This is a genomic window from Halorubrum depositum (assembly GCF_007671725.1).
Taxonomy (GTDB): domain Archaea; phylum Halobacteriota; class Halobacteria; order Halobacteriales; family Haloferacaceae; genus Halorubrum; species Halorubrum depositum.
Genome location: NZ_VCNM01000002.1, coordinates 239,186 through 251,857, shown reverse-complemented (window position 1 = coordinate 251,857; position 12,672 = coordinate 239,186). Strand labels below are relative to the sequence as shown.

The following is a 12,672-nucleotide window of genomic DNA, read 5'->3' as shown; positions in this document are numbered from 1 at the left end:
AGGCCCTCACGGCCGGCTCTCGGCCGCCCGCAGGATCGCGCCAGAGAGCACGTCGATGCCGACCGCGATGTCGCCCTCGACCACGTCGAAGGTGCTCGTGTGGTGGCCGCCCGGGTGGTCGGTGCCGACGCCTACGTAGCAGGCGAGCCCGCCGTTCTCCTGGACCCGCCGCATCAGGAACGTGGCGTCCTCGGAGCCGCCGAGGTCGGCGCTGTCGACGACGTTCGTGACGCCCGCGACGTCGCCCGCGACCGCGCCGACGATCCCGGCGAGCGCATCGTCGCTGGTGGCGCTCGGGGCCTCGCCCTTCGTCGCCACGTCGACCTCGCAGTCGTGCATCGCGGCGGCCGACTCTAAGATTCGGTCGGCGTGCTCGGACATGTACGCGGCCAGCTCCGTCGTCGCGCCCCGGAGCTCGCCCTCGATGAACGACTCCTCGGGGACGATGTTCGTCGCCGTGCCGCCGCCGACGAGCCCGGCGTTCACCCGCGTCGGGCCGTCGGCGTGGCGCGGGATCGCGTAGAGGTTCTGGACCGCCGCCGCCATCGCCTGCACCGCGTTGCGCCCCTGCTCGGGCCGCGCGCCGGCGTGGGAGGGCTCGCCCGTGAACTCCGCCAGGATGTGCCGGACCGCGAGGAACCCGTCGACCCCGCAGACGACCTCGCCGGAGGGGTGGTCGAGGCCGACGTGGACCGCGTAGAGGTAGTCGACGTCGTCGAGGTGGCCGGACTCGGCCATCGGCTTCCCGCCGGCCACCTGCTCCTCGCCCGGCTGGAAGAACACTTTCAGCGTGCCCGCGAAGTCGGAGTCGAGCACGGCGTCGAGGGTCCCGAGCCCCATCGTCGCGTGGGCGTCGTGGCCGCAGGCGTGCATGAACCCCTCGTGTTCCGAACGGAACCCCTCGGTGACGGGGGCGTGGTCGCCGTCCTCGGATTCGCGGATCGGTAAGGCGTCGATGTCGACGCGGAGTCCGATCACGGGACCGTCGCCGCGCTCAACGACGGCGACGCAGCCGGTGTAGCCGCCGGAGAGCTCGTCGACGACCTCGGGGTCGGCGCCCGCGTCGCGGGCCCGCTGCTCCCACTCGGCGAGCTCTGCGTCGTCGGGGACGTTCATCCGGTCGTCGGTCGCGAGGGCGTCGCGGCCGACGTGGAGCGCGGTGAGATCGCGTTTCCGGAGCTCCTCGACGATCCGGGCGGTGGTGTAGAACTCGCGCCACGCGGGCTCGGGGTGGCGGTGGAGGTCGCGGCGGAACTCGCGGTACGCGTCGGATTCGAGCGCGCTCATAGGCGTGGGTGGCCTCGGGCGGGCTTAAAAGGTCGCGTGGCGGAAGCGGTCGCCTTCGGCCGTCGCGGCCGCGGTCGAGTCCCGCCCTCCGGGGCGTCAGTCAGCCGTCGCCCTCGCCCTCGATCCGGTCGGCCTCACGGACCAGTTCGCTTGCGACCGCGCGGGCCTGTTCCGGCGTGAGGTCCACGCGGTTGGCGTGGAGCGGGAGCCGGTCGAGGTCGACGCCGTCCAGCTCGAACTGCAGCTCGACGCGGTCGGGGTCGTCCGCGTCGCTCTCCCGTCCGCGTCCGGTCCCCGGTCCGTCCTCGTCGCTCGATTCCGGTCCCCGTCCGTCGAGCAGCTCGACGGGTGCGATCGGGGCGTAGCGTCGGATCCGCTCGACGGCGTCGCGGACTCCACGCCGCGTCGCGTACCCCTGGCCGGAATCGAGCAGGATGTTGCCGTTGCGGTGTCGAAGCCGGAACCGGTGTTTCCCGGCTCGGTCCGCGTACAGCTCGAACGCCGCGCGGCCGATGTCGAGGAGGTCGGCGCCCGGGGCGTACTCCCGAGCGCGGTCGAGCGAGTCGCGGGCCGCTCGCTCCCCGCCGAACGACCGAGCGCTCCGCGCGACGGGGCGACCGTTTCCCGCGCGGAGCCGCCACCGGTACGATTCCTCGCCGTCCCACGTCACCTCCGGTTCCGTTTCGTCGTCTGCGAGGCCGTCTCGCGCGCGCTCGGCCCCCTTCGTCGCCCCCGAACGGCCGGAGTACCCCGTCGGCGACTCGGCGAGCGCACGGCCGTTCGGTCCCACTAGCCGCCACCGCCAGGCCTCTCCCTCGTCGCGGTACACCTCGAAACCGGCCGGGTCACACCGGAGGTACACCGCGGGGCCGACCAGCTCCCGGAGCGCGGTTATCGCCCGCCGGACGCCCCGGCGGGAGGCGTATCCCTCCCCGCCGTCGGCGAGGACGTTGCCGTTCTCGTGTCGGAGCCGGAAGCGAGCCTCGCCCGCCCGGTCGGTGTACACCTCGAACCGAGCCCGGGTCCACGGCTCCTCGTCGGACTCGCCCTCACGCAGGGTGGTCGCGCCCGCCGGCGATCGGGGGCCACGCACCGCCGGTCGCCGTATCGCCGCGCTGTCGCCTCGCTTCGGCGTCACGTGCCAGACTCCCGGGGCACCGGCGAGTTGGAGGTACAGCGCGTGTATCTGGATCACCCAGCCGACCGGGATCCAGAGGTACGCGTGACCGAGCATCCGCACCCGCCGGCCGATCCCCCCGGGGAGTTCGACGTCGGGGTCCCGCGTCGTCGCGTAGCCGATGGCGATCCCCCGTGCGGGTAACAGCAGCAACGCCAGCCCGATCGCCACCGCGCCCGGTATCGGCCCCGCGAAGCCGACGAGCGACAGGAGCAACAGCGCCGGGAACACCGTGTAGAAGGGCGCGCTGACCGAGGCGAACAGCAGCCAGCAGATGCCGACCGTGCGCTTGATCCCGAGCGAGCGCCACGACCGCACCACGCTGCCACCGTGGTTCGCCGTCACCTGCGCCCACCCCCGCGCCCAGCGAACGCGCTGGCGGATCAGCGCGGAGACGGTGGCCGGGTTGAACTCGCGTGCGATCATCTCCGGATCGTAGGCCACCCGCCAGTCGGTCTCGACGAGCAGCCGGAGCGTCAGGTCGATGTCCTCCGTGAGTCGGTACGGCGACCAGCCGCCGACCGCCGGCGGCACCTCGCGCCTGAAGATCGCGGCCGATCCGGCGAAGTGGGCGGCGCCGAACACCTCGTCCATGAAGGCGTGTTCGATCCACGTGCTGTGTTGCCGGTCCGCGCTGACGAATCGCGACAGCGCGCTCTGTTCCGGGTATTTCGCGGCCTTCCGGCCCTGAACCACGCCGACCTCCGGGTTCGCCTCCAGCCGCGCCAGCCCCCGGGAGACGAAGTCGGCGTCGACGGTCTCGTCTGCGTCGAGCAGCAGGGCGAACGGCGTCTCGACGAGCTCCCACGCGGCGTTGAGGTCGCCCGCCTTCGAGCCCGTGACGCCCTCCATCACTCGGACCCGATCGGGGTACATCTCTCGGAACTCGAGGGCGACCGCCACGGTGTCGTCTGACGACTTCGCCGCCGGCAACAGCAGAAACCGGAGCCCTGGGAGGGCATCCAGATTATGCGAGAGGCTCTCGGGCAACACCGACCCCTCGTTGGCCGCGGACACCACGACGGTTACGGGGGCGTCCGGGCCGAGCGGATCCAGGTCGATCCGGTCGCGACGGAGCCGCTGTCGGGCCTTGAGGACCATCACGTACTCGAAGGCGACGCCGACGGTCAGCAGCGCGAGGTACCCGCCGAGAAGCGGCAGAAACGTTCGGAGGTCGGCCAGAAGCAGCGCGAGGACCAACGTGTTAAACGCCACGACCGTTGCGAACGCGTGTTGGATCGCGGTCGCGCTCACGCCGATCAGCGCCGCCGGCAGTTCGGGGAGGCGGGGCGCGGGCGCCTGCGCCGCGAGCCCGACCACGAGCCCGATGCCGGCGACGACCGCCGCCGGACGCGCCGCCCACGGCGCGGACACTATCGGGTCGGGTTCCGCGGTAAACGCGACGACCACCGCCGCGAGCGCGCCGCCGCCGATCGCCGTTAGTAGCGCGGTCTCCCAGTATCGCGGATGGCTGTGTGGCCGCGGCGGGGCCACGCCGAGCGCCCGTTGGCGCATCCAGAACACGTGTATCGCCAGCGCACCGAAACCGCTGGCGTACGCCAGCAGCGCCGCCCGCGGAGCGAAAAGTCCGGACTCCAACACCAGCGCCGACCCGAGCAACACCGCGAGGTGGCCGCTGAACGGGACGGCGACCCGTTCGCTACGGGAGGCCCCCGATATACGAACGTCGATCGCGACGAAGAACGCCTGTACGCCGGCCGTCAGCGAGACGACGCGAACCGACGTCGGGAGGTCGACGACGACCTCGCCGGCCAACAGAAGCGCGACGACGAGCGCGGCGGTTCCGAACAGGATCGCCGCTGCGCCGCCGACGGGGCGGGCGGCGCGGGAGCGCGTCAACCGCCACGCGTCCGCGAGCGCGGCGACGGTCAGCACGGTCACGCCGCCCGAGAGGAGCGCCCAGCCGATCGGATGTCGCCAGAGCCCCACAGCGACGACCCCGACGAGCGCGGCTACCACCGAAACGAACCAGAGATATTCATATTTCCGAGAAAGTATCATTGACAGTAATATGCCAGATACGTATATATAGATATCTACAGTTATGTCGAGAGGCGTCGCGTCGCGAACGGCCCTCCCGTTTCAGATCGGTCGACGCCGCGAAAAGTCAGTCCCGGCGGTGGCCGAGCGGCTTCTTCTGGTCGACCTCGACCTCGACGTGGATCGAGTCGGGGAAGTCGCGGCCGACGACCTCGCGAGCGATGTCGTCGGCGCCGTGGATCTCCATCGAGCGCTTGTAGACGGAGTAGCTCCACGGCGAGAACTCGTCGCCCGCGCGGAGCTGTTTATAAAGGGGTACGCGGACGGTCTCGGCGGGCGCGGCGTGCGGGCCCTTACACTCCGCGCCCTTTCGTTCGAGCGTCGACTTGAGCTCCTGGACCGTCTCGGCGAGGACGTCGCGGTCGCCGGAGGCGAAGGAGAGTTTCGTGACGAAGGTCATGGCTGGGGGTCGTCCGCCCATCGTCGGCCGAGGGGTAAAAACGCATCTACCCGCGAGGCCCGCCCGATCGGCGGTCCCACCGCCCGCTACACCGTTCCGAAGTCCGACACGCTCTTTAAGGGTGCTCGCTTACCTAACGACAATGACGGTCGAAGCGACCAGTGCCGGAGCCATCCTCTTCCGCGACACCCGCGGCGAACGGGAGTACCTGCTCCTGAAGAGCCGACCGGGGGACTGGGAGTTCCCCAAAGGCGGGGTCGAGGGGGACGAGGAGCTCCAGCAAACGGCGATCAGGGAGGTGTCGGAGGAGGCCGGAATCGAGGATTTCCGGCTGATCGACGGCTTCCGCAAGGAGTACGACTACGTGTTCGAGGCGAACGGCGACACCATCCACAAGACGGTGCACCTGTTCATCGCGCGCTCGTTCGAGGCGAGCGCCGAGATCTCGAACGAGCACCGCGACCTGCAGTGGCGCGACTACGACCAGGCGCTCAACACGATCACCCAGAACGGGCCCCGCGATATCCTCGAGGACGCCCACGACTACCTCGACGAGCGGAAGGACGAGGAGAGCGGCGACTACGTTTAAAACGTCGCCCGGCGGTTCGTTTTTAACCGGTCCCGCGCTATCGCAGCCGTGACTCCGGACACCGAATTCGGCTACGAGCTCCTCGTCTGTCGGTACGCCGAGCTGGCGTGGCATCCGAGCGACGGCCCGCGCCCCGCGCTCGTCGCCCGCCAGCTCGGCACGCAGGAGCGCCGCTGGGACACGGTCGTGATCGAGGTCGACCCCGCGGCGTTCGCGGCTCGGCGCGCCTTCGGCGAACGGGCCATCGACTCCGACCTCCTCCACGTCGTTCGGCACGCGCCCGCGGAGTGGTCGTGGTACCGCGACGCGCTCCCCCATCCCGGCTACCCGTGGCGCTACGTCCGGCAGGCCGTCCACCGCGCCGCGGGTCGGGACCTGATCGAGAAGCGCCGACGGAACAACCGGATCCAGCTCCGCCGAGTGCGACCGTACCCGGACTGGGTCGAGCGGGTCGTCGCGGTCGAGAACAAGCCGGACCTGGACCGCTCCGCGGCCGACCGGCTCGCCGAGCAGCTGTCCCACGACGTCGAGACCGGCCTCGCCGACGAGGCGTGGCTCGCGACCGAGACGACGGGCGAGCGCGTCGAGCCCGCGCTCCTCCGCGAGATGCCGGTCGAGGCCGGGATCCTCGCGACCGACTTCTCCGAGGGCGTCCGCGCCGACGCGGCGAGCGTGGCGTGGCACCCGAGCGACCTCTCGCCCGGCGGGTCTCCCGGCGGCGACGACCCGGCCGGGCGCGCCGAGTCGCGCGACCCCGAAACGGAGACGCTCCGCTTGGAGATCGCCGAGCGCGCCTACGGGAAGGGGTGGCGCTCCTTCCGCGACACGATGCGACCCGACTGTCGCCACTTCGAACTGCGTCGCGAGGGGTGCGCGCTCGTCCCGTACTGCGTGGCCAAGGAAAAGGTCCCCACCGCGCGGGAGTGTTCCGGCTCCTGCCCATCTTTTTCGCCCGAACCGCCGCAGTGGCGCACGAAGGGCTGGCCGATCGAGGGCGGTCCCGGAAAGGGGGTCGGGCGGGTGTTAGAGCGGCGGCGGGACCGCGAGCGCGATCGGGTCGAGTCGGGTCGCGACGACTGACGGTCCCCCCCGCGCGACCGACCGCTTACGCCAGCGCGGCAGCGAGCTTCTCCACCGGGTGCGGCGGCTCCGACGCGTCGCCGTCGCGGTCCTTCAGCTGCGTCCGGCAGGAGGCGCCCGGGGCGACGACCGCGTCGCCGTCGCTCTCCTCGACCTGATCGAAGAGGATCCGGCCGATCGCCTTGCTCATCGAGTAGTGCTCGGCCTCGTAGCCGAACGAGCCCGCCATCCCGCAACAGGAGGAGTCGAGCGGGTCGACGCCGTAGCCGGCGCGGCGGAGCACCCCGACCGCGTGGTGGTCCTTCTTCGTCGCCTTCTGGTGGCAGTGACCGTGGTAGGTGAGCGACTCCGTGGGGGCGTCGAGGGCGAGCGTCTCGTCGAGCCGGTGGGCGTCGACGTACTCCATGATCCCGTAGGTGTTCCCGGAGACCGCCGCGACGTCGTCGTCGGGCACGTCGCTGGCGTCGCCGTCGAGCAGGTCGTGGTAGTCGCTCTGGAGCATCACGGCGTCGGTCGGCTCGACGACGACCACGTCGCGGCCGTCTCGGACGTCGGGCGCGAGCGTTTCCACGGCGTCTCTCGCCGCCGCGCGCGACTCGTCGAGCATCCCCTTCGAGTGGGGCGGGCGGCCGCTCCCGTCGACGTCGGGGATCTCGACGTGGCAGTTCGCGGCCTCTAACACCCGGACCGCGGCCTTCCCGGCGCCGGGGTTCGTGTAGGTGGTGTACACGTCGGGGAACAGGAGGACCTCGCGGTCGGCCTCGGCGCGGGGGACGCCGGCGCCGCCGCGGGCCTCGAACCAGTCGGTCAGGCTCTCCGAGCGGAAGGTCGGGAGGTCGCGCTCGCTCGCGATTCCGAGCGCCTTCTCCATGACGAGACCGGCGCCGGGGAGCTTCCCCGGGAGGTTCGAGAGCGGCGCGAGCTTCGAGCCGAGCGGCGCGAGCGACTCGAAGTTCCCGAGCAGACGGGTCCGGAGGTCGACCCCGTGCTCCTCGTGATGGGCGTGTTCGACCTCGGCCTTCAGCTTCGCCATGTCGACGCCGCTCGGGCAGTCCACCTTACAGCCCTTACAGCCGACACAGAGGTCCATCACCTCCGTGACGAACTCGTCGTCGGTTGGGTCGTCGGGAAGCTCCCCCGAGATGGCGCCGCGGAGCATGTTCGCCCGGCCGCGGGTCGCCTGGATCTCCTCCTCGGAGGCGCGGTAGGTCGGACACATCACGCTGCCGGTGGTCTCCTGCGGCCCCCGGCAGCCGCCGCAGCCGTGACAGAGCTCGACCATCCCCTGCATCCCGTTGTCGATCGCCCACTCCATCGCGGGGTCGAAGCCGGCGTCGTACTCGTACTCCGAGTCGAACCGGAGGTGCTCGCTCATGTCGTGGTCGCCGCAGACGTTGCCGGGGTTGAGCAGCCAGTCGGGGTCGAACGCGGTCTTCAGGTCCCGGAAGGAGTCCCAGAGCTCGTCGCCGTACAGCTTCCGGTTCCACTGGGTCCGGGCGTGGCCGTCCCCGTGCTCGCCCGACACCGACCCGCCGAGCCGGACCACGGCGTCGGTGACGCGGTCGGCGATGTCGACCATCGCCTCGACGTCGTCGACCTCTTTCGTGTTGATCAGCGGCCGGATGTGGAGCACGCCGGGACCGGCGTGCGCGTAGAACGTCGCGAACGTGCCGTTGTCTTCGAGGATCTGCTGGAACTCGCGGGTGTACTCGGGGAGGTGCTCCGGCGGGATCGCGCAGTCCTCGATGAAGGAGATGTGCTTCTCGTCGGTGGTCCGCGAAAGCAGGATCGGGAGCCCGGCCTTGCGCATCTTCCAGAACCGGTCGCGCTTCTCGGGGTCGTGCGCCTCCATCGCGTGGACGGCGCGGCGCGGCTGGCTCGTCACGTCGGCGGCGCCCTCGCTCGGGTCCGCCTCCGTCTCGGGGCGAGACCGGTCGTCTGTCGCGCCCACCCGGTCGGCGACGAGGTCGGCGACCTTCTGTCGCCCGTCCGCGTCGCCCTCGGCGTAGAACTCGACGAGGAGGACGGAGTTCGTCCCCTCGGGCAGCATGCCGACGACGTCCGCGAACTCCGGCGTGTCGGCGGCGAGCCCGAGGAGGACGTCGTCCATCACCTCGACGGCGGCGGGGTCGTGCTCTAAGATCGGCGCCACGTCCTCCATCGCGTCGAGGAGGTCGTCGTACGTCAGCAGCGCGACCGCCTTCGTGTGCGGGATCTCGACGAGCGAGACGGTCGCCTCGGTGACCGTCGCGAGCGTCCCCTCGCTGCCGGCCATGAGCCGGGCGAGGTTCACCACCCCTTCCTCGCCGTACTCGCCGCGGTGCTCGGCGAGCAGCCGGTCGAGGTTGTAGCCGGAGACGTTCCGCTTCATCTCCGGGTAGCGCTCGTCGATCTCGTCGGCCTCCTCGTCGAGGATCCGGACGACCTCGGCGTGGATCCGCGGGAGCAACTCGTCGGCGTCGGGGTCGGCCGACTCGCGGAGCTCGTCGACGGCGACCTCGCCGAACGTCGTCACCGTCCCGTCCGCGAGCACGACCTCCGCCTCCTCGACGTAGTGGTCCGTCTTCCCGTACTTCAGCGAGTGCGAGCCGGTGGAGTTGTTGCCGATGGCGCCGCCGACCGCGGACTTGTCGCGCCACGCCGGGTCGGGGGCGAACTTCAGTCCGTGGGGCTCGACCGCCGCGTTGAGGTCGCCGACGTAGGCGCCGGCCTCGACCCGAGCAGTCGCCGCGTCCGGGTCGGTCGAGACGATCCCGTCCATCGAGTCGGTCAGATCGAGGACGACCGCCTCGTTCACCGTCTGCCCGGCGAGAGACGTACCGCCGCCCCGCGGCAGCACGGGGATCCCCTCCTCGAAGCAGTACTCTTGGACCGCGGCCACGTCCGCGGTCGACTCCGGCATCACGACGCCGATGGGCGTCACCTCGTACGCCGAGGCGTCGGTCGCGTAGAGTCGCTTCGAGTAGTCGTCGAACCGCACGTCGCCGTCGACGCGGCGCTCGAGCGCGGCCACGAGCTCCGGCCGCTCGGTGTCGCCCCCGGTGTAGTCGAAGTCCCCCCCGTCCCGCGGGTCCGGGTCCGGCGTGTTAGTTGCCATGGCATTCCCTCACGGTCGAACTATGAAAAATCCCCTGACCCCGCCGAGCACTCGGGAATCCGAACCGGTCGAGAGCGCGAACGCCGACCGCGGAGGGCGACGGGGCGAGGGGCGGCGTCGCCGACGCGCGGGAGCCGGCACAACACCCATATATGTCCCCTTGAATGGTGACGTATGTCAGTCGCCGACCGCTCGACGTTCAAGCGTCGCCTCGACTCCCTCGGCGTGACCGTGACCGAGGGGCCCGAGAGCGAGTGCGCGGAACTGATCGACGAGGCCGCCGGCGACCCGGCGGTCGGCGTCGCGCTCGACGCCGGCTCCCTTCCGGACCGCATCGAGACGGACCCGACCACGGCCGAGCTCCGCGCGGCCCACACCGGCGTCACGGACGCGGAGCTCGGCGTCGCCGAGTACGGGAGCGTCGCGATCGAGGCTGACGGCGCCGGCACGGAGCCGGTGAGCCTCTTCGTCGACCGCCACGTCGTCGTCCTCCGCGAGGCCGACCTCGTCCCGGACATGCCCGACGCGTTCGAGTGGCTGGGCCCGAGGGCGCGCGACGAGTCGACCGACGTGGTGTTCGCGACCGGGCCGAGCGCGACCGCCGACATGGGCGGGCTCGTCCACGGTGCGCACGGCCCGAAGGAGGTGCACGTGGTGCTGTTGCGGGAGCCAGGTGAGGACGGGAGCGGCGAAAGCGACGCCACAGACCCGGAGGTGAGCGCCGATGAGTAGCGACGCGACGAAGGGAGACCGGATCCGCGAGCTGATGGCGACCGAGGGCGACGCGGTCGCCGAGAACACGCGTGGGTTCAATCAGGGGCGGTACGAGTCGACGGGGCGGCTCGACGACTACGAGGAGCTGAAGGCGGAGGCCCGCGGGATCAAGGAGGACGCGATCGCTCGGCTCCCGGAGCTGATCGAGGAGGTGAGGAGGACGGTCGAGGCGAACGGCGGCACCGTCTACGTCGCGGACGACGCGGCCGACGCGAACCGGTACATCACCGAGCTGACCGCCGAGGAACGCGACGCCGACCGCCTCGTAAAATCGAAGTCGATGACGAGCGAGGAGATCGAGGTGAACGAGGCGCTGGAGGCCGAGGGCGTGGAGGTGGTCGAGACGGACCTCGGCGAGTGGGTGCTCCAGGTCGCCGACGAGGCGCCCTCGCACATCGTCGCGCCGGCGATCCACAAGTCCCGCGAGGGGATCGCGGAGCTGTTCGCGGAGCGGTTCGACCCCGACGACCCGCCGGAGACCGCCGAGGAGCTCACGATGTTCGCCCGCGAGCGGCTCGGGGAGCTGATCGAGGACGCCGACGTGGGGATGACGGGGGCGAACTTCGTCGCGGCCGACTCCGGCACCATGCTGCTCGTCACCAGCGAGGGCAACGCCCGGAAGACGGTGACCGCGACGGACACCCACGTCGCGGTCGCGGGCGTCGAGAAGCTCGTCCCGACCGTCGAGGACTTTTCCCCCTTCGTCGAGCTGATCGGGCGCTCCGGGACGGGACAGGACGTGACCTCGTACATCTCAACGCTGACCCCGCCCGTCGGCTCGCCGGTACCCGACTTCGAGCACGACGACGGGCCCCTCGCCGACGGCTCGGGCGACGACCGCGACTTCCACCTCGTGCTCATCGACAACGGCCGGATGGAGATGCGCGAGGACGAGCAGCTGAAGGAGACGCTGTACTGCATCCGGTGTTCCGCCTGCTCGAACGCCTGCGGCAACTTCCAGAGCGTCGGCGGCCACGCGTTCGGCGGCGAGACGTACTCCGGCGGCATCGCGACCGGCTGGGAGGCGGGCATCGAGGGGCTCGACGTCGCCGCCGAGTTCAACGACCTCTGTACCGGCTGCTCGCGGTGCGTCCCGGCGTGTCCGGTCGGGATCGACATCCCGTGGATCAACACGGTGGTCCGCGACCGGATCAACCGCGGCGAGGCCGACCCCGGCCAGACGGACTGGATGTTCGAGGAGCTCGTCCCGGACGAGGAGCCCGGCGGGCTCGATCTGTCCACCCGCATCGTCGGCAACTACGAGACGCTGGCGAAGTGGGGGAGCCGGACCGCGCCGATAGCGAACCGGCTCTCGGACGCGGGCCCGGTCCGCGCGCTCGCCGAGCGGGTCGCCGGGATCGACCGCCGTCGCGACCTGCCCGAGTTCGCTGGCGAGCCGCTCGTGGACTGGTTCGAGGCCCGCGGCGGCTCCCGGGTGTCCGCCGACGAGGCCGAGCGCGAGGCCGTGCTCTACGCCGACACGGCGACGAACTACGTCGACGTCGATCGCGGGAAGGCCGCCGTCCGCGCGCTGGAGGCGCTCGACGTTCACGTGCGGGTGCCGGACCTGCCGGGGAGCGGCCGCCCGCCACTCTCGCAGGGGATGATCGCGACGGCGGAGTCGGCCGCCGAGGACGTGTACGCCGGGCTCGCGACCCACGTCGACGCCGGCCGCGACGTGGTCGTGATCGAACCGAGCGACCTCGCGATGTTCCGGAGCGAGTACGAGAAGTTCCTCCCGGAGGCCTCCCACGAGCGCCTCGCCGCGGCCAGCTACGACGTGATGGAGTACGTCTTCGGCCTGCTGGAGAACGGCGCCGACCCGAGCGATCTGCGCGCGCCGGCCGAGGGCACCGGCCCGGTGGCCGCCGGGAAGCGCGTCGCTTACCACCCGCACTGCCAGGCGCGGACGATCGGCGTCGGCGAGCACGCGACCGCCGTGATGGAGGCGCTCGGCTACGACGTGCGCGTCTCCGACACCGAGTGCTGCGGGATGGCCGGCTCGTTCGGCTACAAGCACGACTACTACGAGCTGAGCATGGACGTGGGCGAGCCGATACGGGAGCAGTTCGGCGACACCGACCGCACCGTCGTCGCCGCCGGCACCTCCTGCACCGAGCAGATCGACGCGCTCCTCGGCGACACGCCGATGCATCCCGTCGAGCTGGTCGCGCCGCGGGAGTGAGGCGTGACGGGGAGGGTGGCCT

8 protein-coding genes are annotated in these 12,672 nt (G+C 71.1%); 4 read left to right on the top strand and 4 right to left on the bottom strand.

Annotated elements, in window-relative coordinates; all coding sequences use genetic code 11:
• Positions 1-6: 6 nt before the first annotated feature.
• The 3 genes from FGM06_RS08740 to FGM06_RS08730 form a co-directional block, all read right to left on the bottom strand.
• Positions 7-1,287, bottom strand: coding sequence for an amidohydrolase (locus tag FGM06_RS08740; RefSeq protein ID WP_144798879.1), 1,281 nt, complete (start codon positions 1,285-1,287; stop codon positions 7-9).
• Positions 1,288-1,387: 100 nt separating this feature from the next.
• Positions 1,388-4,486, bottom strand: a complete 3,099-nt coding sequence (locus FGM06_RS08735) for a DUF6360 family protein (RefSeq protein ID WP_144798878.1) — start codon at positions 4,484-4,486, stop codon at positions 1,388-1,390.
• Positions 4,487-4,592: 106 nt separating this feature from the next.
• Positions 4,593-4,925 carry an uS10/mL48 family ribosomal protein gene (locus tag FGM06_RS08730; RefSeq protein ID WP_123112142.1) on the bottom strand — a complete coding sequence of 111 codons (333 nt, stop codon included), beginning with the start codon at positions 4,923-4,925 and terminating at the stop codon, positions 4,593-4,595.
• Between the two features lie 142 nt (positions 4,926-5,067).
• Between FGM06_RS08730 and FGM06_RS08725 the strand changes: the two genes are divergently transcribed.
• Positions 5,068-5,514: a bis(5'-nucleosyl)-tetraphosphatase gene (locus FGM06_RS08725; RefSeq protein ID WP_144798877.1), complete on the top strand. Its 447-nt coding sequence runs from the start codon at positions 5,068-5,070 to the stop codon at positions 5,512-5,514.
• 48 nt (positions 5,515-5,562) lie between these two features.
• Positions 5,563-6,594 carry a DUF5787 family protein gene (locus FGM06_RS08720; RefSeq protein WP_144798876.1) on the top strand — a complete coding sequence of 344 codons (1,032 nt, stop codon included), beginning with the start codon at positions 5,563-5,565 and terminating at the stop codon, positions 6,592-6,594.
• A 25-nt stretch (positions 6,595-6,619) separates the two neighbouring features.
• Here the strand turns inward: FGM06_RS08720 and FGM06_RS08715 are convergent, their stop codons facing one another.
• The gene (locus FGM06_RS08715) at positions 6,620-9,691 is read right to left on the bottom strand and encodes an FAD-binding and (Fe-S)-binding domain-containing protein (protein WP_144798875.1); all 3,072 of its coding nucleotides are present in this window, start codon (positions 9,689-9,691) and stop codon (positions 6,620-6,622) included.
• A gap of 174 nt (positions 9,692-9,865) precedes the next feature.
• Here FGM06_RS08715 and FGM06_RS08710 point away from each other — a divergent pair, with 174 nt between their 5' ends.
• Positions 9,866-10,423, top strand: a complete 558-nt coding sequence (locus tag FGM06_RS08710) for an LUD domain-containing protein (protein WP_144798874.1) — start codon at positions 9,866-9,868, stop codon at positions 10,421-10,423.
• The gene (locus FGM06_RS08705) at positions 10,416-12,650 is read left to right on the top strand and encodes an LUD domain-containing protein (protein WP_144798873.1); all 2,235 of its coding nucleotides are present in this window, start codon (positions 10,416-10,418) and stop codon (positions 12,648-12,650) included. The genes FGM06_RS08710 and FGM06_RS08705 overlap by 8 nt, the downstream gene beginning before the upstream one ends.
• Positions 12,651-12,672: the final 22 nt, after the last annotated feature.